We start from the raw sequence: 25,332 nt of genomic DNA on the forward strand, positions 1-25,332 counted from the left end.
GGTCCGACGTGCGTGGATCTCATGGTGGTACGGGGAGATCCCGCGGTCGTGACCGACGAGGGCAACGTGGCGATTCGCACACTCGTGCTCCGGGCGCCGGAGGCCGGGCCGGCGCCCGGAGCACGAGGGACCGGGGCCGCCGCTCAGGCGGTGCGGACCTCGGCGATGGTCACCGGGCGGTGCTCGTGCAGCGACAGCGTGCACGCGTCGGCGATCCAGCCCGCCTCCAGGGCGTCCGCGATCGTGCAGGGCGAGGGGCGGGTACCGGCGACGACCTCGGTGAACGCGGTGAGTTCGGCGCGGTAGGCCGCGGTGAAGCGGTCCATGAAGAAGTCGTGCGGGGTGCCCGCCGGGAAGGTCACGCCGGGCTCGACGGAGCGCAGCGGCAGCTTGTCCTCCAGGCCCACCGCGATGGAGTCCGTAAAGCCGTGGATCTCCATGCGGACGTCGTAACCGCGGGCGTTGTGGCGAGAGTTGGAGACCACTGCGATGGTGCCGTCGTCCAGGGTGAGGACGGCGCCGGTGGTGTCGGCGTCACCCGCCTCCTTGATGTACTCGGCACCCCGGTTGCCGCCGACTGCGTACACCTCGACGACCTCGCGGCCCGTCACCCAGCGGATGATGTCGAAGTCGTGGACGGAGCAGTCGCGGAAGATGCCGCCGGAGGCGGCGATGTACGCGGCCGGCGGCGGCGCCGGGTCCAGCGTGGTCGACCGTACGGTGTGCAGCTTGCCCAGCTCGCCGCTCTGCACGGCGGCGCGGGCGGTGACGAAACCGGCGTCGAAGCGGCGGTTGTAGCCGATCTGGATCGGCACGTCCTTGCCCTCGACGGCCTTGAGGACCTCGACGCCCTCGGCCATCGTCCTGGCGACGGGCTTCTCGCAGAAGACCGGGATACCGGCCTCGACGCCGGCCAGGATCAGCCCGGGGTGGGCGTCCGTCGCGGCCGCGACCACGATGCCGTCCACGCCGGCCGCCAGCAGGGCCTGGGGCGAGTCCACGACCTCGCCGCCGAACCGCTCCGCCGCGGACTTGGCGGCGTCCGCGAACGGGTCGGTCAGCACGAGCGACTCGACCACGTCGAGCCCGGAGAGGGTTTCGGCGTGGAAGGCGCCGATGCGGCCGAGGCCGAGGATTCCGATACGCATGAGCTCCGCTGCTTTCTGGTGTGTTGTTGCTGTCCGTTGCCGGGGCTCCGCCCCGGGCCCCGATCGCCCTTCGGGCTCGTCCTCGATCGCCGGACGGGCTTGAATATCAGTAATCGCCGGACGGGCTGGAATGTCAGTCCAGGCCGCCCAAGACGTTCTGGTCCCAGTCGATCACCGATCCGGTCACCACGCCCGACCGCTCCGACAGCAGGAAGACCACGAAGTCCGCGATCTCGTCCGGCTGGCCCAGCTTGCCCATCGGCAGCTTGGCGGCGGCCTCCTGGCGCCAGTTGTCGTCGGCGCCGTGGAAGGTCTTCTGGGTGGTGTCCTCGCCCTCGGTGGCCGTCCAGCCGATGTTGAGGCCGTTGATCCGCACCCGGTCCCAGCGGTGCGCGTGCGCGGCATTGCGGGTCAGGCCGATCAGGCCGGCCTTCGCGGCGACGTACGGGGCCAGGAACGGCTGCCCGCCGTGTGCCGAGGAGGTGATGATGTTGACGATCGTGCCGGGCGCCTTGCGGAAGATCATGTCGGCGACGGCGGCCTGCATCGCGAAGAACGGCGCCTTGAGGTTGATCGCGATGTGCTGGTCGAACAGTTCGGGCGTGGTGTCCAGCAGGGTGCCGCGGGAGGTCAGGCCCGCCGAGTTGACCAGGCAGTCGATGCGCCCGTACGCGGCGACCACGTCGCCCACCGCGGCCTTCGCCTGCTCGGCGTCGGACAGGTCGGCGCGCACGAACATCACCTTGCCCCCGGCCGCCGTGAGTTCGGCCACCAGTGCTTCGCCGGGTTCCGCCCGCCGGCCCGTGACGGCCACGACCGCCCCCTCGCGCACGGCGGCGCGCGCGATGGCCGCGCCGACGCCTTGGCTGCCGCCGTTGACGAGGACGACCTTGTCGTCGAGAAGTCCCATGGCTTTTCGTTGTCCTTTCGGCTCGCGTCAGCTGGTGCGGCGTTCGGCGCTCGCCCGCAGTTCGTCCCGCAGCACCCGCGGCAGCCGGCCCTCGCGCAGCGCCCGGCGTACCAGGTCCGCCTGCGAGGGCGGGGCCAGGCCGTCGACCGGCGGGTCGCTGTCGAGGTTGGTGGGGAAGGGGTAGCCCTCGGCGCTCGCGGCGATCACGTTCTCCAGCCAGGCCTCGTCCGCGCCGTCCGCCTTGCGGCGCAGCAGCACGGGGTAGACCGCGTTCGTCACCGCCTCCCGGTCCACGGTCTCCATGGCCCGGCCGAACGCGGAGGACACCTGCAGCAGGTTGGCCATGCGCCGCACGTCCGTGGTGCGGTTGGTCCCGGCGGCGTGGAACAGCGCCGGGTTGAAGAAGACGGCGTCGCCCTTGGCGAGCGGGAGCTGGACGTGGTGCTCCTCGAAATACGCCTGGAAGTCGGGCCGCCGCCATGCCAGATAGCCCGGCTCGAAGCCTTGCGAGAACGGCAGGTACAGCGTCGGCCCCGACTCCACCGGCATGTCGCAGTGCGCGACCGCGCCTTGCAGGGTGAGCACGGGGGAGAGGCGGTGGACGTGCGCCGGATAGGCCGCGGCCATCTCGTCGGAGAGGAAGCCGAGGTGGTAGTCGCGGTGCACGGTCTGCGCGAGGCCGCCCGGGTTGACCACGTTGACCTGGGAGGTCACCTGGTAGCCGGGGCCGAGCCAGGCCTCGCTGACCAGGGCGAGGACCGGGTTGGCGTAGTAGTCGGCGAACGCCGCCGGGTCGTAGAGGGCCGCCTTCTCCAGCGCGTTCCACACCCGCTCGTTGGCGCCGGGCTTGGCGAAGTGGTCGCCGGCCGTCGTGCCCGCCGCGTACTGCTCGCGGATCAGCGCGTCGAAGACGTCGGTGGCCCGGTCGATGACCGCGTGATCGGGGAAGGCGCCCCGGAAGACCACCACTCCGGGTCCGTCGGTGAGGGCCCTGACGAGCTCCTCCTGGAGGCCCCGGCGGTCCTTCGCTGTACGGACGCGTTCGGCGTCGTACAGCAGGACGTTCCGCTCCACCGCGGAGGCTTGCGGGTAGTCGGCGGGGTCGGCCGTCCGCTCGACGAGCGCGCGGAACGAGTCGAGGTCGCAGTCCTGCTCGGAGAGCCAGGCACGGTGGTGTACGGCGGTGAAGGACATCGGTGTCCTCTCGGTGACAGGGGCGACTCAGCCCTGTCATTCTTGTCAGTACAAACCCGTCGAACAACCAGCAGGCGGCCATCAAAAACCCCTCAACCCGACGAGAGGAGCCCGCGGTGGGCCATCCCTTCCCGATCCGGGAGATCGCACGTCAGGCGGGCCTGAGCGAGGCCACCGTCGACCGGGTCCTCAACGGCAGGGGCGGCGTCCGGGAGAGCACCGCACGGGAGGTCCAGCAGGCCATCGCCGACCTGGACCGGCAGCGCACCCAGGTCCGGCTGGTCGGCCGCACCTTCATGATCGACATAGTGATGCAGACGCCGGAGCGGTTCTCCACCGCCGTACGGGCCGCGCTGGAGGCGGAGCTGCCCGCCCTGCACCCGGCCGTCGTGCGCTCGCGCTTCCACTTCCGCGAGACCGGCCCGGTGGCGGAGCTGACGCGGACCCTGGACCGGATCGCCCGCCGCGGCTCGCAGGGAGTCATCCTCAAGGCCCCGGACGTGCCCGAGGTGACGGCCGCAGTCGGCCGCCTCGCCGAGGCCGGCATCCCCGTCGTCACCCTCGTCACCGACCTGCCCGCCACCGCCCGCCTCGCCTACGTCGGCATCGACAACCGGGCCGCCGGCGCGACCGCCGCGTACCTCATGGGCCAGTGGCTGGGCGAGCGCCCCGGCAATGTGCTCACCAGCCTCAGCAGCGGGTTCTTCCGCAACGAGGAGGAGCGCGAGATGGGCTTCCGCAGCGCCATGCGCAGCCGTCACCCCGACCGCACCCTGGTCGAGATCGCCGAGGGACACGGCCTGGACGCCACCCAGTACGACCTGGTGCGCGCCGCCCTCGAACGCGACCCGGACATTCGCGCGGTCTACTCGATCGGCGGCGGCAACAACGCCACCCTGCGCGCCTTCGAGGACCTGGGCCGCGAGTGCGCGGTGTTCGTCGCGCACGACCTCGACCACGACAACACCCGCCTGCTGCGCGAGCACCGTCTGTCCGCCGTCCTCCACCACGATCTGCGCCAGGACATGCGCGAGGCCTGCCACATCGTGATGCGCGCCCACGGCGCCCTGCCGCCCGCGGGGCCTACGCTGCCGTCGGCGATCCAGGTGGTCACGCCGTACAACATGCCCCCGCAGGCGACGAACCGAGGAGCAGGGTGACGACGAGCAGCGAATACGTGGAGATCGAGGGCGTCCGCCTGTTCGCCACGCTCACCACGGGCGGCGAGCTGGGACTGCTGGCCCTGCACGGCAGCAACGAAGGCGGTACGGCCGAGTTGGCCCGGGCGGTGGCCGAGCGGTGCGGGGCCACCAGTCTGGTCTTCACCCAGCCCGGCATGCCCGATCCGGTGCACATCCCCTCCCCGCGCATGGCGGTCGCCCACTGCACGCTGCTGCGGGACTTCCTGTCCCGGGTGGCGCTCACCGTCTCCCTGCACGGCCACAACAGGACCGCGACGCCACGGGCCATCTTCCTCGGCGGCGGCAACCGGCGGGCAGCCCGTCTCGTCGCCGGCGGACTCGACGCCCTGCGGCCGGAGTTCATCCCGGTCACCGACCTCGACGAAATCCCCGTGAGGCTGCGCGGCCTGCACTCCAGGAACCCGGTGAACCTGACCCGCCGGGGCGGAGTCCAGGTGGAACTCCCGCTCGCGGCCAGGACCGAGCGCAGGCGTAAATGGGTGCCGGGAGTGCCGGACACACCCCCGCGGTCCGTCGTCGACGCCCTGGCCAAGGGCGTGGAGTCGCTGACCTCCGCTATGCCCGGAGACTGACCCAGGCCCCGCTCTCGACCGACCGCACCATGGCCTCCAGTACGGCGGCGCTGTGCACGGCGTCCGGGAGCGTGGCACCCTGCGGCTTGCCCTCCGCGATGGAGCGCAGGAAGCGGTGGGCCTCGATCACCTTCAGGTCGTCCATGCCCATGGCGTTCGCCGCGCCCGGCTGGAACGCCCCGAACTCGCCGTCGCCCGGGCCGACGTACACCGTGCTGACCGGCTGGTCCTGGTAGCTCGTGCCGCGGCTGACGCCCAGCTCGTTCATGCGCCGGAAGTCCCAGAAGACGGCCCCCCGGGTGCCGTGCACCTCGAAGCCGTAGTTGTTCTGCTCACCGACCGAGACCCGGCAGGCCTCCAGTACCCCGCGGGCGCCGGAGGCGAAGCGCAGCAGGCAGCCCACGTAGTCCTCGTTCTCGACGGGGCCGAGCTCGCCGCCGGTGGCGCGGGTGTGGCCGGCCGTGGCGCCGGTGGGCCGGGCCCGCTGGGGGATGAACACGGCCGTGTCGGCGGTCAGCGCCTCGATGTCGCCCAGCAGATGGCGGGCCAGGTCGGCGCCGTGCGAGGCGAGGTCGCCCAGGACGCCGCTGCCGCCGCGCTCCTTCTCGTAGCGCCAGGTCAACGCACCCTCGGGATGGGCCGCGTAGTCGCTGAAGAGGCGGACGCGGACATGGGTGACGCTACCGATGGCGCCGGAGGCGATCAGCTCACGGGCGGCCTCGACGGCGGGCGCGTTGCGGTAGTTGAAGCCGACGGCGCCCTGGACCCCTGCCATGGCGACCGCGTCGGCGACCGCCCGGGCGTCCGCCGTGCTCAGGCCGACCGGCTTCTCGATCCAGATGTGCTTGCCGGCCTCCGCCATGGCGACGCCGATCTCGCGGTGCAGGAAGTTCGGCGCGGTGATGCTGACCGCCTGGATCCGCGGGTCGTCGACGACATCACGCCAGTCACGGGTCGTCGAGGCGAACCCGAACTGCGCGGCCGCCTCCTCGGCCCGCCCGGGCACCTCCTCGGCGACCGTGATCAGCTGCGGGCGCAGGCCCAGCTGCGGGTAGTGGTGCAGGACACGGGCGTACGCCTGGGTGTGCACCCGGCCCATCCAGCCGAACCCGACGACGGCGACACCGAGCGAATCCACCATGACAGCCCCTCTTTGGACCGGTCCACAATCTGTCCAGGCCACCCTGAAGCCCCCGCTCAGCCGCTGTCAACCCTCCCCGGACCCTTTGACAAGCCGCACCGGCCCATGGAACGGTCCACAGCATGAAGCAGCCGACCATCCGCGACGTGGCCGAACAGGCCGGCGTGTCCAAGTCGCTGGTCTCGCTCGTGCTGCGCGGCTCCGAGCAGGTGCGGCCCGAGAAGCGGGAGGCCGTGCTGCGGGCGGTGCGGGAACTCGGCTACCGGCCCAACGCCGCCGCGCGCAGCCTCAGCGAGCAGCGCACCCGCACGGTCGGCGTGCTCCTCAACGACCTGCGCAACCCCTGGTTCGTCGACCTGCTCGACGGCCTCAACTCACTGCTGCACGACAACGGCCTGCGGATGCTGCTGGCGGACGCCCGCCTCAACCGCCGCACCGGCCAGGACCCCGCCGACCCGCTCCTGGACCTGCGGGTGGACGGCCTGGTCGTCGTCGGCACCCTGCCCGACCCGGCCGCACTCGGCACGGCCGCCGAGCGGATCCCGGTCGTCGTCGCGGGCGCCCGCGAACCGGCCCCCGCGGGCGTGGACATGGTGGCGGGCGACGACCAACGGGGCGCCCGCCTGGTCACCGAGCATCTGATCGGCCTCGGCCACCGCCGCATCGCGCACATCGCGGGCTACGGCGCCGTCGGAGAACTGCGCCGACGCAGCTTCGAGGCCACGATGCGGGCGCACGGCCTCGCGGACCAGGCCCTGGTGGAGGCCGGTGACATGACCGAGGAGGGCGGCTACCGCAGCACCGTCCGGCTGCTCAGCCGCCGGGACCGGCCCACCGCGCTCTTCGCCGTCAACGACATCGCCTCCGTCGGCGCCCTCTCGGCGGCCGAGGAGCTCGGCCTGCGCGTCCCGCAGGACGTGTCCGTCGTCGGCTACGACAACACGAGCATCGCCCGCCTGCGCCACGTCTGGCTGACCACGGTCGACAACGGCAGCCACGAGGTCGGCCGCCGCGCAGCCCGCTGCCTCCTGGACCGCTTCGAACACCCCGGGGGAGCGGGCCAACTGCACCTGACCGCACCGACGTTGAAGATCCGCGGCACCACCGCGGTACCGGTCACAGATTGACGGCGTACGCCTTCCGCAGCGTCTCGTGCACCGTCCACGTCGTACGGTCGCCCTCGCGCAGGACGGCCATGTCCCCGGGCCCCACCGTCAGCGTCGGCCCGCCCTCGACCTCGACGGTCGCCGACCCGCTGATCACCACGAACAGCTCGTCCGCCTCGGTGTCGGTGACGACGCCCGGAGTGATCTGCCAGATCCCGCGGACCTGACGGCCGTCCGCCGACTCCCACACCACCTTCCCGCTCACCTCCGGCGCCCCGGAGACGATCTGCCCCGGGTCCAGGGGCTCGGGCTCGAGCTCGGCGTCGGGGACGTGAAGAACGAAGCTGTGCGTCATGCGCCGACCCTAGCGACCGCTCCCCCCGGCCGTGCATGGACAGTGTGTGCCGCATCGCCCAGGTGGGAGGACACATCGTCGGGTCGCGACCGGCGGCCGGGCACCACCCCCAGAGGGGCGCGGGCTGCGGGATATGCGGCTCGGCCGCGTGGGCGGGACCGGCCACGATGGTGCTGCAGCCGATCGACGGTCCCTCGCGCTCGCGGGGGAGTGGCAAATCGGCACAGTGAGCGGAGCGCGCGGGTGTCGGCCAGGCGTGATCTGCCGGACCCCAGGGAGCCGGTGCTGGACACTGTCTGTGGTATCACCCCATGTGAAACGGCACTTCATCGGCCCCGACCGGCGGCCGCGCAGTGCCCGCAGAGGGGCGCGGGGCTGCGTCGGTATGTGGCTCCGCCGCGCGGGCTCGACGGGCCACGATGGTGCTGCAGCCGATCGACGGTCCCTCGCGCTCGCGGGGGAGTGGCAAATCGGCACAGTGAGTGGAGCGCGCGGGTGTCGGCCAGGCGTGATCTGCCGGACCCCAGGGAGCCGGTGCTGGACAGTGTCTGCGGTATGACCCCGTGTGAAACGGCACTTCATCGGCCCCGACCGGCGGCCGGGCACCACCCCCAGAGGGGCGCGGGCTGCGGGCTATGCGGGTCGGCCGCGTGGGCGGGACCGGCCACGATGGTGCTGCAGCCGATCGACGGTCCATCGCGGCCCGCGGGGGAGCGGCAAATCGGCACAGTGAGCGGAGCGCGCGGGACACTTTGTGGGGCCCCGACCGGCGGTCGGGCTGCGCCCCCGGAGGGGCATCGGGCTGCGGGATATGCGGCTCGGCCGCGTGGGCGGGACCGGCCACGATGGTGCTGCAGACGATCGATCGTCCATCGCGGCCCTTCGGCGGAGCCGCACGTCTGCACGGTCGACGCTCGGGTGTCGGTGACGACGCCAGGCTTGACCTGCAAGGCTCCGCGGAGCCCGTGCCCGGACCACTGTCTGCGGTATCACCCCAGGTGGGCGTCGGGTCGCGACTGGCGGCCGGGCAGGGGCCGGGTGATCGTGGAGGGCATGGCGCAGACAACCACGGCCGCCCCCGGGCAACGGCACCACGACACCCGCGAGGCCGTCCTCTTCGGCGGTGTCTACGGCTCCGTACTGGCCTGCTCCATGGTCGCGGCGCTCAGCCAGTACGGCCACAGCTCCCGCGTCAGTCGCCGCTACGACGCCATCTGGCTGCTGGTGACCGCGCTCGCCTCCGCCCTCGCCCACGGCTACGCCCACTACATCGCCGAGCGGGCACCGCACCGCCGCTGGGACGCCCTGCGCGCCCTCGTCGACGAATGGCCCCTGGTCACGGCGGTGCTGCCGACCGTGGCGATCCTCGCGGGAGCGGGCTGGGGCTGGTGGCCGGCGGACGGGGTGGAGGATCCGGCGTTCACCCTGAACATCGCACTGCTGTTCGGCCTGGGACTGGCCACCGCACGATGGTCGGGCCGCTCCTGGGCCGTGGCCCTGCGCACCGGCCTGGTCGACGCACTGCTCGGCGTCGTCGTGGTCGTCGCGAACGCCGTCATCAAGTGACGGCCATCCGGGGCCGATTGCCCCCCGGACTGTCGTATGGTCATCCCTCGTGGGTACGGACATCGACGGTGTCATCGAAAGCCGCTCGCCCGATGGGCACTGGCGGTTCACGGCCGATCTGCTGGACTTCGAGCCTCCCAGGGACTACGTCGCCTGGGAGTGTCTCTTCGGCGTCCGCGGGGCGGGGGACGTGGAACGTCCGCTCTTCGCCGCCCGCGGGCTACCGGACGGCATCTCCGACGCCGTGCGCGAGTCGGGCATCGGGGAGTTCCAGCACGACCACACCTACGCCACCTGGGCCGAGGTCGCGGCGGTCGACTGGGACGCCCCGCTCGCCCACGGTCCGGCCTGGAACTGGGCGGTGCGGTCCCTGCCGGACGGTGACGAACTCGTGCGGGTGACCCCGGGCCTGCGCGCGGCGGCCGCCGAGACCTTCGGCGGAAGCCTGCTGCTGGCGCCCCCGGAGTGGCCCCCCGGCGCCGAGGTGCGTCTGGCCGACGTGGCGCACCGCCCCGTGATCCTCACGGCACGGATGCTCGCCCCGCCGGACGAGGGATGCTGGGCACAGGTGTGGAGCGCCATGCGGGGCCTGGCGGCCAGATACGGCGACGAGCACGTACGGCTCGTCGTCTGGTTCGGCTGACGACCCGTGCACCGGTGAAGGGAGCCGACATGACCACCGACGCCACCGACACCACGATCACGGACGAGGCGGTACGCAGCCTGCACGCCACCTCCGACCCGCGCCTGCGCGAGCTGCTGGCCGGCCTGATCCGCCACCTCCACGCCTTCGCCCGCGAAACCGGGCTCACGCAGCAGGAGTGGGAGCGGGCGATCGGCTTCCTCACGGCGACCGGGCAGATGTGCACGGACACCCGGCAGGAGTTCATCCTTCTGTCGGACGTGCTCGGCCTGTCGATGCTCGTCGAGACGATCAACGGCGACCGCGCCGCCGGAGCCACCGAGTCGACGGTCCTCGGCCCCTTCCACATGACCGAGTCCCCGGCGCGCGAACTCGGCGCGACCATCGACCTGGTCGGCGGCGGCGAACCCTGCGTGGTCAGTGGCCGGGTCCTGTCCCGGGACGGAACGCCGCTGCCGGGCGCGGTCGTCGACGTCTGGCAGGCCGACGGGAACGGCTTCTACGACGTCCAGCGCCCCGACGTGCAGCCGCCGGGCAACGGCCGCGGGCTGTTCACCGCGGACGCGGAGGGCCGCTTCTGGTTCCGCACCTGCGTGCCGAGCCCGTATCCGATCCCCACCGACGGCCCGGTCGGCGACCTCCTGCGCGCCACCGCCCGCCACCCCTACCGGCCCGCGCACATCCACTTCATCGTCTCGGCCGCAGACCACGTACCGGTGACCACGCACATCTTCGTCGCGGGCAGCGACTACCTCGACTCGGACGCGGTGTTCGCCGTCAAGCCGAGCCTGGTCCAGGAGTTCACCCGAACGGATGACTCTGTGCTGGCGCGGGAGTTCGGCGTCCCGAACCCCTTCCGCCACGCCCGCTTCGACCTCGTACTGGAGCAGTCGTGAAGCACCACCTCGACTTCTCCTACGAGTCCCGGCCCGTGCGGGTCGTCTTCCGGCCCGGGGCCGCCACGACAGCGACCGCGGGCGAGGCAGCGGCGCTCGGCCTGCGGCGGCTGCTGGTGGTGTGCGGCAGCCACGGCGCCCGGACGGCACGCGCGGTCGCCGACTCGCTGGGCCCCGCCTGCGCGGGCCTGCACGACGGAGCCCGGATGCATGTGCCCGTCGAGGTCGCCGACCGGGGCGTCGAGGCGGCCCGTGCGGCGGGCGCGGACGGCTGTGTGGCCGTCGGCGGCGGTTCCTCGATCGGCCTCGGCAAGGCGATCGCCCTGCGCACCGGCCTGCCGCTGATCGCCGTGCCCTCCACCTACTCCGGCTCGGAGATGACCCCGGTCTGGGGCCTGACCGAACACGGCGCCAAACGCACCGGCCGCGACCCCGTCGTCCTGCCCCGGAGCGTCGTCTACGACCCCGAGCTCACCCTCTCCCTGCCGGTGCCGCTCTCCGTCACCAGCGGGATCAACGCGATCGCCCACGCCGTCGAGGCGCTGTACGCCCCCGACACCTCACCCCTGATCGCACTGCTGGCCCAGGAAGGCGTACGGGCCATGGCGGGCGCCCTGCCCGAGGTGGCCGCCGACCCGGCATCCCTGGAGGCCCGCAGCCGCGCCCTGTACGGCGCCTGGCTGTGCGGCTCCTGCCTCGGCGCCACGACCATGGGTCTGCACCACAAGCTGTGCCACGTCCTCGGCGGCACCTTCGGCCTGCCCCACGCCGAGACCCACACGGTGGTCCTGCCGTACGCCCTCGCGTACAACGCGCCCGCCGCCCCGGACGCGGCGGCCGCCGTCGCCCGCGCCCTCGACACGGACGACGCCCCGCACGCCCTGCGGAACCTGGCCGGACGCCTCGGCGCACCTCGCTCCCTCGCGGAACTCGGCCTGAAGGAGGGCGACTTGGCAAAGGCGGCCGCGCAGACGGCGGGCCAGGCCTACGCCAACCCCCGCGAGGTCACGGCCCACGGGGCGCTCGCCGTGCTGCGGGCGGCGTACGAGGGCGCGGCACCGGAGTTCCCCGCCGCCTGACTCGGCAGGGCCGCCGCCCCGCCGGAGCGGGACGACGGCCGAGTTCCGGACGGTCGCGGCTCAAGCCTGTGCGGCTGCGGCCTCCGCCTGCTCGGGCGCGTCCTTCGGGGCCTGCACCGCCGGCTGTCGGCGTGGAATGAAGGAGGCGACCAGGAAGGCGAGCAGGGCCGCTCCGGCGCCGATGGCCATGACGACCTTGAAGCCGTTCTCCGAGGGAAGGGCGCGACCGCCGAAGTCGGTGGTCAGCTGGGCCAGGATGACGCCGGCCAGGGCGCTGGCGAACGACGTGCCCAGGGACCGCATCAGGGTGTTGAGGCTGTTGGCCGCACCGGTCTGGGAGGGGTCGACCGCGCCCATGATCAGGGCGGGCAGCGCGCCGTAGGTGAAGCCGACGCCGGCGCCGATGATGCAGGAGACCAGGATCAGGTGCCAGACCTCGGACATCAGCAGGATGTTCAGGCCGTAGCCGGCGGACACGATCAGCGCGCCGATCATCAGCGTGACCTTCGGGCCCTTGGCCTGGGTGACCTTCGCGGACGCGGCGGACATCACCATCATGACCAGACCCTGCGGGGCGAGCACCAGGCCCACCGTCAGCATGGACTTGCCCAGGCCGTAGCCGGTCTGGGTCGGCAGCTGCAGTAGCTGCGGAAGCACCAGGGACATCGCGAACATCGAGAAGCCGAGGGCGACCGAGGCCAGGTTGGTGAACAGCACCTGCGGCTTGGCGGTCGTCCGCAGATCGACCAGCGGCTGCCTGGCCTTGAGTTCCCACCACCCCCAGGCCGGCAGGACCACGACGGCGGCGGCGCCCATCCCGAGCGTGGTGCCGCTGGTCCAGCCCCAGTCACCGCCCTTGGACACCGCCAGCAGCAGGGAGACCAGACCGGCGGACAGACCGAGCGAACCGACCAGGTCGAAGCGGCCACCGGTGCGCACCTTGGACTCCGGCACGATCAGCAGCACCAGCAGGAAGGCGACGGCACCCAGCGCGCCCGAGGTCCAGAACAGGATGTGCCAGTCCCACTTGTCGGCGATGAACGCGGCCGCCGGCAGACCCAGCGCACCGCCCACCCCCAGCGAGGCGCTCATCAGTGCGGTGGAACCCGCCAGCCGCTCGGCGGGCAGCGCGTCCCGCATGATGCTGATGCCCAGCGGCACCACGGCGGCCGCGAGGCCCTGCAGCGTACGACCGATGATCATCGGGAGGAGCGAGTCGGCCAGCGCGCAGACCACCGAACCGGAGACCAGCAGCACGATGCTGACCAGCAGCATCCGCCGCTTGCCGATCATGTCGCCGAGACGGCCCACGACCGGGGTGGCCACCGCGGCCGCGAGGAGGGTGGCGGTGACGGCCCAGGCGGTGTCGGAGGGCGAGGCGTGCAGCAGGGTGGGCAGCTCCGGGACGATCGGAATGACGAGCGTCTGCATCAGCGAGACGACGATCCCGGCCAGGGCCAGCACCGCCACCACGGCGTTCGGCCTGGGCGGGGCGGATGTCCCCGCGGCGGCGGGTCGGGCGAGTGCTTCGGACATGGCAGGGCCTCCAGCAAGAGTTTATTGCTTGACTTACGCAATCATATAGGGCGGGCCCGGCAGCACGAGCGCCTGATGGTCATGGCGGGGCTGACGCTCGACCGGGCTGCCGTCGCCGTCCTGCGGCACATCGCCGAGAGCGAGCCGATGCGCCCCGGTGTGCTCGCGGTGCGGCTGTCCGTGGAGGCCTCGCATGTCACCCGGCAGCTGCGGCAGTTGGAGCAGGGCGGCCATGTGGTGCGGATTGCCGACCCTGACGACCGGCGCGCCCAGCGGGTCCGGATCACCGACCTCGGCTTGGCGGCGGTCGACCGCATCCGCGAGGTGAACCGCCGGGGGCTGCAGATGGCGCCGGCCGACTGGTCGGCGGAGGATCTGGAGCAACTCGCCGCCCTCTTCCACTGGTTGGTGGACGACTTCGTCGCCCATGCCGAGGATCCGCTTCCGGGGCCTCCGGCCGCCTGAACGGGCCCGACGCCTCCCTGTTCGCACGGAAGGGGTGTCCAGCCGTGCTCGCAATATGGCCGACAGAATTGTTGACAATATTGTCCGACTAGATTTAGGTTCGACAGGCGCTCACTCAGGGGAGGGCAGCGATGCCGACAGAAGCCCGTCCGGGCACCGGAGAGCAGGCCAAACAGCATGCGCTCGCGCAGCTGCGGCAGGCGATCCTGCACGGCGAGATGGCACCGGCACAGCGGCTGGTGGAGAACGAACTCGCCGAGCAGTTCGGTGTGACGCGGGCCAGCATCCGCGCGGCACTCATCGATCTGGAGGCCCAGGGTCTCGTCGAGCGGATCCGCAACCGCGGCTCGCGGGTGCGGGTGGTGACCGTGGAGGAAGCGGTCGCGATCACCGAGTGCCGGATGGTCCTCGAAGGACTGTGCGCGGCGAAGGCCGCCGTCGCCGCCAGTGACGAGCAGCTGGCCGAGCTGACGGAGCTGGGCACGGCGATGACCAAGGCCGTGGCCGACGGTGAGCCGGTGACCTACTCCGAGCTCAACCAGGAACTGCACGCCAAGGTGCGCGAGTTCTCCGGCCAGCGCACGGCCGTGGACCTGCTGGAGCGGCTCAACGCCCAACTGGTGCGCCATCGCTTCCAGTTGGCGCTGCGGCCGGGGCGTCCGCAGCAGTCCCTGAGCGAGCACCTGGTGATGATCGAGGCGATCAGGGCCAGGGATCCGCAGGCGGCCGAGACGGCCGTCCGCGCCCACCTCACCAGCGTGATCGAGGCGCTGCGCGACTGACAGCCGCGCGGCCGAGAGCCGCTGGAAGGGGCGGGCGCCCACCTGTCACCAAGACATTGGGAGATTGCAGCATGACCCAGGCCAACGCGCCCGCCTCCCCACGGTCCACCCTCGTCGTCACGGCGCATGCCGGGGACTTCGTGTGGCGGGCGGGCGGCGCCATCGCCCTGGCCGCCGCCCGCGGGGAGAAGGTCACCATCGCCTGTCTGACCTTCGGTGAGCGCGGGGAGTCCGCCAAGGCGTGGCGCGAGGGCAGGAAGCTCGACGAGATCAAGGCGATACGCAAGGACGAGGCCGAGCGTGCCGCCGCCACGCTCGGCGCCGAGGTCCGCTTCTTCGACGCCGGCGACTACCCGCTCATCCCCACCGCCGAGCTGACCGACAAAGTCGTCGCCGTCTACCGCGAGACCCAGCCGGACGTGGTCCTCACCCACCCGGTCGAGGACCCGTACAACGGCGACCACCCGGCCGCCAACCGTATGGCGCTTCAGGCCCGCATCCTCGCCCAGGCCGTCGGCTACCCGGGCGAGGGCGACATCATCGGCGCCCCGCCCGTCTTCTACTTCGAGCCGCACCAGCCCGAGATGAGCGGCTTCAGGCCCGAGGTGCTCCTCGACATCACCGAGGTGTGGGACACCAAGCGCAAGGCCATGGAGTGCCTGGCCGCCCAGCAGCACCTGTGGGCGTACTACACGGACCTCGCCGTCCGCCGGGGCGTCCAGCTCAAACGGAACGCCGGCCCGAACCTGGGTCTTGCGCACGACACCATGGCCGAGGCGTACATGCGGCCGTTCCCGCAGATCACGAAGGAGCTGGCATGAGCGGTGTGATCGTCACCAACCCGCCGAAGGCCGCTGCGAAGGACGTCGAGGCGCTGGGAGGCTTCGGCGTGGCCACGGTCAGCGAGGCGATGGGCCGCACCGGCCTCCTCGGACCGGACATCCGCCCGATCCAGCAGGGTGTACGAGTCGCCGGTACGGCCGTCACCGTGATCGGCTGGCCCGGCGACAACCTCATGATCCACGCGGCCGTCGAGCAGTGCGGCGAGGGCGACATCCTGGTCGTCACCACCACCTCGCCCTGCACGGACGGTCTGTTCGGCGAGCTGTTCGCGACCGCCCTGAAGCAGCGCGGCGTGCGCGGTGTCGTCCTCGGCACGGGAATCCGCGACACCCAGGAGTTGCGGGACATGGGCTTCGCCGCCTGGTCCCGGGCCGTCTCCTCGCAGGGCACGGTCAAGGCCACCGGCGGTTCGGTCAATGTGCCGATCGCCGTCGACGGCCAGGTGATCCGCCCCGGCGACGTGATCCTCGCCGACGACGACGGGGTTGTCGTAGTACCCCGTGAACGCGCCCGGGAGACGGCGGAGAAGGCGGAGGCCCGCGAGACCAAGGAGGCCGCCACCCGCGCCGCCTTCCTCGGCGGCCAACTCGGCCTGGACCGCTACGGGTTGAGGGACACGCTCAAGCGGCTCGGCGTCGAGTACCGGACGTACGAGGAGTACGCGGGGGAGCGGCCGTGACCGGTGGTCCCGAGGGGGTCCGCTGTCTGCTGATGCGGGGCGGCACCTCCAAGGGCGCCTACTTCCTCGCCGACGACCTCCCCGCGGAACCCGCCCTGCGCGACGAGCTGTTGCTGCGCATCATGGGCAGCCCCGACGAGCGGCAGATCGACGGGCTCGGCGGCGCACATCCGCTCACCAGCAAGGTGGCCGTGGTGTCCGTCTCGGCCGATCCGCGCGCCGACGTCGACTACCTCTTCCTCCAAGTCGCCGTTGGCCGAGCAGAGGTGAGTGACAGTCAGAACTGCGGCAACATCCTCGCCGGCATCGGCCCGTTCGCCGTTGAGCGCGGGGTTGTGGCGGCGGGGGAGGAGGAGACCTCCGTCCGCATTCGCATGGTCAACTCCGGGGACTTCGCCGTGGCGACCTTCCCGACCCCCGGCGGTCGCGTCGACTACACGGGGGACGCCGAGATCTCGGGCGTGCCGGGGACGGCCGCCCCCGTGGTCATCGAATTCCCCGCCGGGGCAGGGAAGCTGCTGCCCACCGGAAAGGTCCGGGACGACATCGACGGCATCCCTGTGACCTGCGTGGACAACGGCATGCCGACGGTGCTCGTCGCGGCCTCGTCCCTCAAGGTCAGCGGCTACGAGTCGCCCAAGGGTCTGGAGGAGGACCTCGCGCTCGCCGACCGGCTGCATGAGATCCGCCTGGAAGCAGGCCGGTTGATGGGCCTGGGTGATGTCTCGGACACCACCGTGCCCAAGCTCACCCTCCTGGCCCCGCCCCGGGACGGCGGCGCGATCTCCACCCGCACCTTCATCCCGGTGCGCTGCCATACGTCGATCGGTGTGCTCGGCGCCGCCAGTGTGGCCGCCGGCCTGCGGATCGAGGGCGGGGTGGGCGCGGAGCTCGCACAGCTGGATGCCGGCAACGACCGTATCCGTATCGAACACCCCACCGGGTTCCTGGACATCGAAAGCAGCCTCACCACCGGTCCCGACGGACTGCCCGCCGCCCGCCGTACCGCCGTGGTCCGCACGGCCCGCAAGATCTTCGACGGCACCGTCTTCCCACGGTCCGCCGAGACGGCACCCATCTCCCCAGAGCCCGAAGGAGGTCACCGATGACCCCGCCGCTCGGCGACATCGCCCACATCGGCCACGCCCAGCTCTTCACCCCGGACCTGGACGCCAGCGTCGCCTTCTTCACCGACTACCTCGGCCTCACGGTCAACGGCCAGGACGGCGACACGGTCTATCTGCGGACCTTCGACGACTACGAGCACCACAGCCTGGTCCTCACCGCCCGCGAACAGCCCGGCCTCGGCCGGCTCGCCCTGCGCGCCTCAAGCGAGGGGGCCCTCCATCGCCGTATCGAAGCGATCGAGGAGGCGGGCGGCTCCGGCAAGTGGGTCGAGGACGAACCCGGCCTCGGCAGGCTCTACTCGACCACCGACCCGGACGGCCACGAGCACGCCCTGTACTGGGAGAGCGAGCACTACCGGGCCCCCGAGGAACTCAGGCCCGCACTCAAGAACCAGCCGCAGGCCAAGCCCAACCGGGGCGTCGGGGTGCGGCGACTGGACCACATCAACTTCCTCGCGGCCGACGTGCTCGCCAATGCCGAGTTCCACCAACACGTGCTGGGGGCACGCCCGACCGAGCAGATCCGGCTCGACTCCGGCCGGATCGCGGCGCGTTGGCTGACGTACACGAACAAGTCGTACGACGTCGTCTACACCGAGGACTGGACCGGCTCCACCGGGCGGCTGCATCACATCGCCTTCGCGACCGACACCCGCGAGGACATCCTGCGCGCCGCCGATCTCGCCATCGACACCGGCGTGTTCATCGAGACCGGCCCGCACAAGCACGCCATCCAGCAGACCTTCTTCCTGTACGTCTACGAGCCGGGCGGCAACCGCATCGAGCTGTGCAACCCGCTCACCCGCCTCGTGCTCGCGCCCGACTGGCCACTGATCACCTGGACCGAGGAGGAGCGGAAGAAGGGGCAGGCCTGGGGGCTCAAGACCATCGAGTCGTTCCACACGCACGGGACGCCACCGGTTGCCTGACGGCCCTTCGGCCTTGGCCGGACCTTGGCGGGCGTCGGCCTCGGCGGTCTGCTGCCCACCGCGATCGGCAAGCATGGTCTGCGACGACGCTCCACGCGGCCGCGGCGCCCGCGTTATCGGCATGCTCATGACCGCGCACCATTCCTCGTCGCCAAGGGGACGAGGTGAAGAGGCGAAGGCGCTCGCCGCGCGCTACGACGTCGAGCTGCCGCCGCGGCCGGCCAGGAGCTGGTCACCGCCCGCTGACGGGCGCCGGCCGCCGCAGCGGATGCGGGGGCGGGCGTCCGGCGTCAGGCTCGGAGTATGAGCGAGCAGTGGGATGTCCGCCGTACGGGGCCGGAGCAGGCGCCGCACCGGGTGCTGATGATTCCGGGCGGGCTGTGCTCGACCGAGTTCTACGCGGACGTGATGGCCGAACCGGCGCTGGCAGAACTGGGGCTGGTCGCCGTCACCATGCCCGGATTCGGCGGGACCACGGCCCCCGAGGACGTGACCATGGAGCACTACGCCCGGATGATGGCGGACTTCGCCGCCGAAGCGGGCTGCGACGTGGCCGTCGGGCACAGCCTCGGCGCCAACGTCGTGATCGAGATGGCGGCGGCAGGCCTGTTCCACGGGCCGCTGGTGCTGCTCTCGCCGACCTTCTCGCGCGGGGACGAGGCCAAGTTCCTGGCGGTGATGAACACCGTGGGGCGGATGCCCGGAGTCGGCATCGCGGCCTGGACCGCCATGCTGAAGATGCTGCCCAAGGCCATGAAACGCGAAATGCCCGCACACCGGGCCGAGGCGCTGGCTGCGGACATGGCCCACAACGACCCGGCCACCTGCCGCCGCATCGTGCGGCGCTACTACGAGTACCTGGACCGGTATCCGGCACTGGTCCCACGGCTGTGCGAGGCCGCCGTCCCGGCCTGGGTGGTGCGTGGCGACCACGACGAGATCGGCCTCACCGACGTCGAGCGGCGTGGCCTGGAGGCCTGCCCGCAGATCCGGACGGTCACCGTCCCCGACGCCGGGCACCTCGTACTGGTCGAACAGCCCGCACGGGTCGCCGACGTGATCCTGGACGCGGCCACCGGGACGCGCTGAAGCCCGCTCCCCTGGGGGCTTGGCGGTGCTGTGTTTCTGTCTGGCTGCCGTGTTCGGGGTGGGGCGGACAGATGGACGGGACACTGGGGCCATGCAGGACACACATACGGGGGCGGCTCGGCTGCGGGCCGTGCTGCGGGCGCCGTTCACGGCTCAGGCCTGGGCCGAGGCCGCCTACTGCCTGGTCGGGTTTCCGGTCGCCCTTGTCGGGTTCGTACTCGTGCTCGTCGTGCTTGCCCTCGGTGCCGGGTTCACCGTCTCCCTCGTCGGTGCCGTGCTCGGGCTGCTGCTCGTCGTCGGCTCGACCGGGCTCGCCCGTGCCTTCGCCGCCGTGCATCGTCGGCTGGCGGCGGGCCTGCTGGGGGAGCGGGTGGCGGTGCCGCCGGCGCTGCGGCCCACGGGCAAGGCGTTCGCGCGGCTCGACGCGCGGTTACGGGACGCCGCCGGATGGCGCTCGGTGGCGTACACATTGGTCAAACTGCCCGTTGCCGCCTTGCAGTTGTATGCCGTGGGCTGGTGGCTGACCGGCCTGCTCGATCTGTCCGCCCCGATCCGGTGGGCCTTCGGGCAGCGTCCGCACCCCGGCGGGGAAGGCATGCCGACCATCACGCCCGTGCCGGTCGGCGGTGGTGCCCCGCACAGCACCGCCTTCGCGGAGACCTTCGTGGCCGCCGCGATCGGTGCGGTCACGCTGCTCGCGGCACCGTGGGTCACCCGCGGCATCGTCGCCGTGGACCGCTGGCTGGTGCGTGCCCTGCTGGGGCCGGGCGAACTCGCCCAGCGGGTAAGGAACTTGGAGGAGACCCGAGCCCTGGCCGTCGACGACTCCGTGGCGCTGCTGCGCCGGCTGGAGCGGGACCTGCACGACGGGGCGCAGGTGCGGCTCGTCGCGCTGGCCATGAGCCTCGACATGGCGAGGGAGGGGCTGGGCGCGGAGGGCGAACCGGTCGCCGACCCCGGGCGGCTGCGCCGACTGATCGAGACCGCGCACACCAACGCCACCGAAGCCCTCAGCGAGCTGCGCGACCTGGCCCGCGGCATCCACCCGCCCGTACTGGACGACGGCCTGCCCGACGCACTCACCACGCTGGCCGCCCGCAGCACCGTACCCGTGGAACTGGCCGTCGACGTCCCTCGGCGGCCCACTCCGGCGATCGAGGCCATCGCCTACTTCTGCGCCGCCGAACTGCTCACCAACGTCATCAAGCACAGCGGTGCCCGGCGGGCGGTCCTGCGTGTCACCCAGGACAAGGGCCTGCTGCGGCTGTGTGTGACCGACGACGGGCGCGGGGGCGCGGCGCCCGGTGCGGGCAGCGGTCTGACGGGTCTGCTGCAGCGGGTACGCACGGTCGACGGCACCATGCACGTCAGCAGCCCGGAGGGCGGGCCGACGGCGGTGACGGTCGTACTGCCGCTGCACGCGTGAGCGGGCGGCCAGAGGTGAGGGAGCATTCCGGTATGCGTGTCGTGATCGCCGAGGACGCCGCCGTCCTGCGGGAGTTGCTGGCCCTGATGCTCACCGAGCGCGGCCACGAGGTGGCCGCCGCCGTGGGCGACGCCGAGGGGCTGCGGGCGGCCGTCGCCGCACACCGGCCGGACGTCGGCGTCGTCGACATCCGTATGCCGCCCACCCACACGGACGAGGGCCTGCGCGCCGCCATCGACATCCGGCGGGAGTATCCCGGGACCGGGGTGCTGCTGTTCTCCCAGTACATCGAGACGAAGTACGCGACGAGACTGCTGGCCGAGGGTTCGGCCGGCGTCGGCTATCTGCTCAAGGACCGGGTCGCGAACGTGGCCGAGTTCACCGACGCCCTGACCCGGGTGGCGGCCGGCGGGACCGCCCTCGACCCCGAGGTCGTCACCCAGCTCGCCGGCGCCGGCCGTCGGGGCGAGGACCTCGAAACACTGACGGCACGCGAGCGCGAGGTGCTGGCGCTGATGGCGCAGGGCAGGTCGAACGCCGCGATCGCGCAGACCCTCGTGGTGTCGGCCGGCACGGTGGAGAAACATGTGGCCGCCGTCTTCGGCAAGTTCGGCCTTGCCGCCTCGCAGGACGGGAACCGGCGGGTGCTGGCGGTGCTTCGCTACCTGGGCGCATGAGCGGCTGACGTCGGCAGAGGACTGCTGACCAGCAGAAACGCTGAACCGCTCCTAGACTTGCAGCGGAAGCGAGCCCTCCAGTGGTGCGTCCTGGTGCGTCTGGTGCGGGAAGGCGGTGACGCTCCATGCCGTACGTCGCAGTGAGCGCGGTGAGCCATCCCGGGCTGCTGCGCGAGCGGAACGAGGACAGCCTCGTCGTAGGACCGTGGACCCTGTGCGCCACCGTGACCGAGAGCCCGCAGACCCTGGTCTTCCCTCTCGGAACGCCCCTGGTCGTCGCCGTCGCGGACGGGCTCGGCGGACATCCCGGCGGCGACGTTGCCAGCGCCCTGGTCGCCCGCCGGATCGCGTCCATCGGCCCTGCCCTGGACGACGAGGACGCCGTCCGCGCCGCCCTGCACGCCTGCAACCGTGCCGTGTACCAGGCCGCAGCAGAGGGCAGCGAGCTCACCGCCATGGGAACGACCGTGGCCGGCATCGTCGTACGACCCGGCTCGCTGCTGGTCTTCAACGTGGGCGACAGCCGGGTCCTTGCCGCCTCCCGTGACGGCCTGCGCCAGGTGAGCACCGACGACAGCCCGCCGCTCGCCCCCGGTCGGCGCACCACGTCCCTGGTCACCCAGTGCCTGGGCGGCAGTCCCGACTACCGGGCCATCAGCCCCCATGTGACGACGGAGCCCCTCTCACCCGGCGACCGCTACCTCGTCTGCACGGACGGCCTGACCGACCCGCTGACGACGGACGTCATCGAGGAGGTGCTCACAGACCACGACGACGGCAGGGCGGCCTTCGAGCTGTGGAAGGCGGCGATCGCGGCGGGCGGGCCGGACAACATCACGCTGGCGGTGGTACGGGCCGCGGACGACCGATGATCCCTGTGGATGATCCACCAGACGACCGGCGACGGCGCATTCGAGACGTACCAGGGGCAGAAACTCGGTCATGACCTGGTGGTGCCGGAGGAACCGCTGCCCCGGTGGGGACAGGAATTCGCCGGGCAGCAGGACGGGTGGGCCGACTTGGGCGGGTGCCCCGCATCGCCATGAAGCACGCCACGTCGGCCCCTCGCCGCCCTTGAGCAATGCCGGGCGGCCGACGGGGCAACGTTCCGTCATGCTGGGACAGGGGGCATCTCTTCCTGCGGCAAGGAGCACGGTATGCGCACGGACCCGGTCGGACGATTCCTGGCAGCCCTGGGCCCCGAGCAGCGCGAGGCCGTCGGCGCCAAGCCACGCCAGGAACAAGAACGCCTTGCGGCGGCCTGGGAACAGGAACTCGAAGCGGACGACGAACTCGACACCCTCGACGAACTGTCACCGCCGGCGGCAGAGGCCGAAGCGGCCCGCCGCATCCTGCACAGCGGGACCGACTAGCAGCCACCGCCCGGCAGACGCCGAGCGGCCACTCAGTCGAGACAGAACTCGTTGCCCTCGATGTCCTGCATCACGATGCAGGACTCGTTGACGCCGTCGGCGCGCAGCAGACGCACGCGTGCCGCACCGAGCGCGACCAGCCGTGCACACTCCGCCTCGAGGGTGGCGAGGCGCTCCTCGCCCACGAGTCCGGTACCGGCCCGTACGCAGAGGTGCACGCGATTCTTGACGACCTTGCCCTCGGGGACGCGCTGGAAGTACATGCGCGGGCCGACCCCCGTGGGATCCATGCAGGCAAACGCGGCACCCCGACGCTCGGGCGGCAGCGAGCGGTCGAAGTCGTCCCACGTGGCGAACCCCTCGGGCGGCGGCGGGACCACGTACCCCAGAACCTCGCACCAGAAGCGAGCGACGCGCTCGGGTTCCGCACAGTCGAAGGTGACCTGGAACTGCTTGACCGATGACATCGGCGCACCATAGCAGGGGTGATCATCTGCTCGTCCCGTCGGGTCCGCAGGCGGGCGGAGGACGGGTGAGAGGGCGTCAGGAGTTGCTCGTGGCGCCGACGATGGCGGAGAAGATCCGGTCCTGCGGGGAGGTCGGCACATGGAAGAAGCCGTTGTTGCAGCCGAGCCGCAGAACCGCCGCCTCGTCCGCGACCGCCTTGACGTCTCCCAGGTTGTGACTGATGAGGATCACTCCGATGCCCTGCTCGCGGAGCTCCTCGACCAGGTCGAGGACGTGACTGGCCTGTGCGATGCCGAGCGCCGCGGTGGGCTCGTCCAGGAGGACGGCCTTGGGCCGGCCGAGGAGCGCGCGGGAGATCGCGACGGTCTGCCGCTGGCCCGCGGACAGTGAGGCGACCGGGGCACGCAGGTCGGGGACGCGGATGCCCAGCGTGTCGAGCTGCCCGCGCGCCTCCCTGCGCATCCCGCTGTCGTCCATCGACCGGAACAGGCGGCCGCGGGCACCGGAGCACCGCCGCTCCCGCCCCAGGAAGAGGTTCGCGGCGACATCGAGGTCGTCGCACAGTGCCAGGTCCTGGTACACGGTCGCGATGCCCAGGCGCTGGGCGATCCGGGGAGTCCTGATCTGGACGGCCCGCCCCTCCCACTCGATCACGCCCTTGTCGGGGGGGTCCACCCCCGAGATGACCCTGATCAGGGTGGACTTGCCGGCACCGTTGTCACCCAGAAGGGCGACGACCTGGCCCTTGTGGACCTCCAGGTCGACATCCTTGAGGGCTTGGACGGCGCCGAACCGCTTGGAGATTCCGTGCAGCGCGAGCAGCGGCGGCCCAGTCACGCGCACCTCGCCTTCTCCGCGCGACCGCGGTGACGCCGCACGGCCCCGGTGGAACCCCGGCCTGTTCCGATCACCATCTTTCGTCCCGATCCGGACGTATGCAATGCAGAGCGCAGGAATCTGTTCGAAGGGTGCGTCCAGCCGCGCCCGCCCTAAGAGGAGACTGAAGCGACACAGTGCGATATGTATGAACAAACTGGACATGGTTGGAGGAGGGTGTCACCGATGGCACACCACTGCACCGTCCGCAGGCGCGGTCGGCCACGGAGTTCGCGCGCGGGGCCGACGCTCCTCCTGGTGTCAGCCATGCTGCTCGGCGCCGCGGCCTGCGGCGGAAATCAGACCTCCACGGGTGGCCAGGGGACGGGGAAGGTCACGATCGGTCTGGTGACCAAGACGGAGACCAATCCGTTCTTCGTGGCCCTGCGCGAGGCGGCCCAGGCCGCGGCGAAGAAGAAGGGCGCCGAGCTCATCGCCCTGTCCGGCAAGTTCGACGGCGACAACGAGGGCCAGGTCAACGCGGTGGAGAGCCTCATCGCCCGCCATGTGCGGGGCATCATGATCACACCGTCGAACACGACGGGGATCCTGGGCGCCATCGCCGAGGCCCGCCGGCAGGGCATCCTGGTGATCGCGCTGGACACCGCGACGGACCCGGAGAACGCGGCGGCGGCCACGTTCGCGACCGACAACTTCAAGGCCGGACGCCTCCAGGGCGCCTATGTCAGGGCTGTGCTCGGCCGCCGGGCACCCAAGCTGTTCATGCTCGACGGCACGGAGGGTTCCACGGTCAGCCAACAGCGCCACGACGGCTTCCTCAGCGGCTTCGGGATCAAGGACGACTCACCGGCGATCCGCGGACGGGCGATCACCAACGGCGACCGCAACCGTGGGCAGACCGCGATGGAGAACCTGCTGCAGCGCACCAGCGACGTGAACTCGGTGTACACCATCAACGAACCGGTGGCCGACGGCGCCTACACGGCCCTCGCGGCACGCGGTCTCGACGGGCGGGTGACCGTCGGCTCCATCGACGGCGGATGCGAGGGCGTGCGCGACGTCAGGTCCGGCAAGTACGCGGCCACCGTCATGCAGTTCCCGGTCAGGATGGCCGACCTGGGCGTGGCCGCGGTCACCGACTTCGTCAGGCACGGGAAGAAACCGTCCGGCTTCACGGACACGGGCACACAACTCATCACCGACAGGCCGGTGCACGGGCTGGCGTCCCGCGACACGGGCTGGGGACTCCGGCACTGCTGGGGGTGACCTGCGGGCGCCGACCGGGCGAA

27 protein-coding genes are annotated in these 25,332 nt (G+C 71.7%); 19 read left to right on the top strand and 8 right to left on the bottom strand.

Annotated elements, in window-relative coordinates:
• Positions 1–143: 143 nt before the first annotated feature.
• From ABD355_RS13700 to ABD355_RS13710, 3 genes are all read right to left on the bottom strand, one after another.
• On the bottom strand, positions 144–1,148 hold the full coding sequence (locus ABD355_RS13700; RefSeq protein WP_344400514.1) for a Gfo/Idh/MocA family protein: 1,005 nt from the start codon (positions 1,146–1,148) through the stop codon (positions 144–146).
• A 133-nt stretch (positions 1,149–1,281) separates the two neighbouring features.
• Positions 1,282–2,058 (bottom strand): SDR family oxidoreductase, encoded by a 777-nt coding sequence (locus tag ABD355_RS13705; RefSeq protein ID WP_344400515.1) that lies wholly within the window; start codon positions 2,056–2,058, stop codon positions 1,282–1,284.
• A 27-nt stretch (positions 2,059–2,085) separates the two neighbouring features.
• Positions 2,086–3,252, bottom strand: coding sequence for a phytanoyl-CoA dioxygenase family protein (locus ABD355_RS13710; protein WP_344400516.1), 1,167 nt, complete (start codon positions 3,250–3,252; stop codon positions 2,086–2,088).
• Between the two features lie 116 nt (positions 3,253–3,368).
• Here ABD355_RS13710 and ABD355_RS13715 point away from each other — a divergent pair, with 116 nt between their 5' ends.
• Both ABD355_RS13715 and ABD355_RS13720 read left to right on the top strand, forming a co-directional pair.
• Positions 3,369–4,412 (top strand): LacI family DNA-binding transcriptional regulator, encoded by a 1,044-nt coding sequence (locus tag ABD355_RS13715; RefSeq protein ID WP_344400517.1) that lies wholly within the window; start codon positions 3,369–3,371, stop codon positions 4,410–4,412.
• Complete coding sequence (locus ABD355_RS13720) at positions 4,409–5,026, top strand: poly-gamma-glutamate hydrolase family protein (protein WP_344400518.1); 618 nt, start codon at positions 4,409–4,411, stop codon at positions 5,024–5,026. The genes ABD355_RS13715 and ABD355_RS13720 overlap by 4 nt, the downstream gene beginning before the upstream one ends.
• Here the strand turns inward: ABD355_RS13720 and ABD355_RS13725 are convergent.
• Complete coding sequence (locus tag ABD355_RS13725) at positions 5,010–6,167, bottom strand: Gfo/Idh/MocA family protein (RefSeq protein ID WP_344400519.1); 1,158 nt, start codon at positions 6,165–6,167, stop codon at positions 5,010–5,012. The genes ABD355_RS13720 and ABD355_RS13725 overlap by 17 nt on opposite strands.
• Before the next feature lie 122 nt (positions 6,168–6,289).
• Between ABD355_RS13725 and ABD355_RS13730 the strand changes: the two genes are divergently transcribed.
• Positions 6,290–7,294: a LacI family DNA-binding transcriptional regulator gene (locus ABD355_RS13730; RefSeq protein WP_344400520.1), complete on the top strand. Its 1,005-nt coding sequence runs from the start codon at positions 6,290–6,292 to the stop codon at positions 7,292–7,294.
• Here ABD355_RS13730 and ABD355_RS13735 read toward each other — a convergent pair.
• The gene (locus tag ABD355_RS13735) at positions 7,284–7,628 is read right to left on the bottom strand and encodes a cupin domain-containing protein (RefSeq protein WP_344400522.1); all 345 of its coding nucleotides are present in this window, start codon (positions 7,626–7,628) and stop codon (positions 7,284–7,286) included. The two genes, ABD355_RS13730 and ABD355_RS13735, sit on opposite strands and share 11 nt — an antisense overlap.
• Before the next feature lie 1,053 nt (positions 7,629–8,681).
• On the opposite strand from ABD355_RS13735, the gene ABD355_RS13740 reads away from it, so the two are divergent.
• From ABD355_RS13740 to ABD355_RS13755, 4 genes are read left to right on the top strand one after another with little or no spacing between them, the layout of a single operon-like run.
• Positions 8,682–9,194, top strand: a complete 513-nt coding sequence (locus ABD355_RS13740) for a hypothetical protein (RefSeq protein ID WP_344400523.1) — start codon at positions 8,682–8,684, stop codon at positions 9,192–9,194.
• A gap of 49 nt (positions 9,195–9,243) precedes the next feature.
• Positions 9,244–9,837: a hypothetical protein gene (locus ABD355_RS13745; RefSeq protein WP_344400524.1), complete on the top strand. Its 594-nt coding sequence runs from the start codon at positions 9,244–9,246 to the stop codon at positions 9,835–9,837.
• Positions 9,838–9,866: 29 nt separating this feature from the next.
• On the top strand, positions 9,867–10,733 hold the full coding sequence (locus ABD355_RS13750; protein WP_344400526.1) for an intradiol ring-cleavage dioxygenase: 867 nt from the start codon (positions 9,867–9,869) through the stop codon (positions 10,731–10,733).
• Positions 10,730–11,812, top strand: coding sequence for a maleylacetate reductase (locus ABD355_RS13755; protein ID WP_344400527.1), 1,083 nt, complete (start codon positions 10,730–10,732; stop codon positions 11,810–11,812). Before ABD355_RS13750 ends, ABD355_RS13755 begins: the two co-directional genes overlap by 4 nt.
• A 60-nt stretch (positions 11,813–11,872) precedes the next feature.
• Here ABD355_RS13755 and ABD355_RS13760 read toward each other — a convergent pair whose 3' ends face one another.
• Positions 11,873–13,348 (bottom strand): MFS transporter, encoded by a 1,476-nt coding sequence (locus ABD355_RS13760; RefSeq protein ID WP_344400528.1) that lies wholly within the window; start codon positions 13,346–13,348, stop codon positions 11,873–11,875.
• A gap of 24 nt (positions 13,349–13,372) precedes the next feature.
• Between ABD355_RS13760 and ABD355_RS13765 the strand changes: the two genes are divergently transcribed.
• The 11 genes from ABD355_RS13765 to ABD355_RS13820 all read left to right on the top strand — a co-directional run bounded on the left by ABD355_RS13765 (position 13,373) and on the right by ABD355_RS13820 (position 22,738).
• A complete protein-coding gene (locus ABD355_RS13765; protein ID WP_344400529.1) occupies positions 13,373–13,813 on the top strand; it encodes a MarR family winged helix-turn-helix transcriptional regulator in 441 nt (146 codons plus the stop codon).
• A gap of 131 nt (positions 13,814–13,944) precedes the next feature.
• Positions 13,945–14,595 (top strand): GntR family transcriptional regulator, encoded by a 651-nt coding sequence (locus tag ABD355_RS13770; protein WP_344400530.1) that lies wholly within the window; start codon positions 13,945–13,947, stop codon positions 14,593–14,595.
• 71 nt (positions 14,596–14,666) lie between these two features.
• Entirely contained in the window at positions 14,667–15,416 is a 750-nt protein-coding gene (locus tag ABD355_RS13775; RefSeq protein WP_344400531.1) for a PIG-L deacetylase family protein, read from the top strand.
• Positions 15,413–16,117, top strand: a complete 705-nt coding sequence (locus tag ABD355_RS13780; protein ID WP_344400533.1) for a 4-carboxy-4-hydroxy-2-oxoadipate aldolase/oxaloacetate decarboxylase — start codon at positions 15,413–15,415, stop codon at positions 16,115–16,117. Before ABD355_RS13775 ends, ABD355_RS13780 begins: the two co-directional genes overlap by 4 nt.
• Positions 16,114–17,226 (top strand): 4-oxalomesaconate tautomerase, encoded by a 1,113-nt coding sequence (locus tag ABD355_RS13785; protein ID WP_425585734.1) that lies wholly within the window; start codon positions 16,114–16,116, stop codon positions 17,224–17,226. Before ABD355_RS13780 ends, ABD355_RS13785 begins: the two co-directional genes overlap by 4 nt.
• A complete protein-coding gene (locus ABD355_RS13790) occupies positions 17,223–18,173 on the top strand; it encodes a catechol 2,3-dioxygenase (RefSeq protein WP_344400534.1) in 951 nt (316 codons plus the stop codon). Before ABD355_RS13785 ends, ABD355_RS13790 begins: the two co-directional genes overlap by 4 nt.
• Positions 18,174–18,476: 303 nt before the next feature.
• Entirely contained in the window at positions 18,477–19,262 is a 786-nt protein-coding gene (locus ABD355_RS13800) for an alpha/beta fold hydrolase (protein WP_344400535.1), read from the top strand.
• A 91-nt stretch (positions 19,263–19,353) separates the two neighbouring features.
• Positions 19,354–20,688 (top strand): sensor histidine kinase, encoded by a 1,335-nt coding sequence (locus ABD355_RS13805; protein ID WP_344400536.1) that lies wholly within the window; start codon positions 19,354–19,356, stop codon positions 20,686–20,688.
• 32 nt (positions 20,689–20,720) lie between these two features.
• A complete protein-coding gene (locus tag ABD355_RS13810) occupies positions 20,721–21,365 on the top strand; it encodes a LuxR C-terminal-related transcriptional regulator (protein ID WP_344400537.1) in 645 nt (214 codons plus the stop codon).
• 125 nt (positions 21,366–21,490) lie between these two features.
• Positions 21,491–22,237, top strand: a complete 747-nt coding sequence (locus ABD355_RS13815) for a PP2C family protein-serine/threonine phosphatase (protein WP_344400539.1) — start codon at positions 21,491–21,493, stop codon at positions 22,235–22,237.
• 285 nt (positions 22,238–22,522) lie between these two features.
• A complete protein-coding gene (locus ABD355_RS13820; RefSeq protein ID WP_344400540.1) occupies positions 22,523–22,738 on the top strand; it encodes a hypothetical protein in 216 nt (71 codons plus the stop codon).
• A 32-nt stretch (positions 22,739–22,770) separates the two neighbouring features.
• Here the strand turns inward: ABD355_RS13820 and ABD355_RS13825 are convergent, their stop codons facing one another.
• Together ABD355_RS13825 and ABD355_RS13830 are read right to left on the bottom strand one after the other, a co-directional pair.
• Positions 22,771–23,205, bottom strand: coding sequence for a VOC family protein (locus ABD355_RS13825; RefSeq protein WP_344400541.1), 435 nt, complete (start codon positions 23,203–23,205; stop codon positions 22,771–22,773).
• 76 nt (positions 23,206–23,281) lie between these two features.
• Positions 23,282–24,043, bottom strand: coding sequence for an ATP-binding cassette domain-containing protein (locus tag ABD355_RS13830; RefSeq protein ID WP_344400542.1), 762 nt, complete (start codon positions 24,041–24,043; stop codon positions 23,282–23,284).
• A gap of 306 nt (positions 24,044–24,349) precedes the next feature.
• Between ABD355_RS13830 and ABD355_RS13835 the strand changes: the two genes are divergently transcribed.
• Positions 24,350–25,309, top strand: a complete 960-nt coding sequence (locus tag ABD355_RS13835; RefSeq protein ID WP_344401208.1) for a substrate-binding domain-containing protein — start codon at positions 24,350–24,352, stop codon at positions 25,307–25,309.
• Positions 25,310–25,332: the final 23 nt, after the last annotated feature.

Source organism: Streptomyces longisporus, assembly GCF_039532765.1.
GTDB lineage: Bacteria > Actinomycetota > Actinomycetes > Streptomycetales > Streptomycetaceae > Streptomyces > Streptomyces longisporus.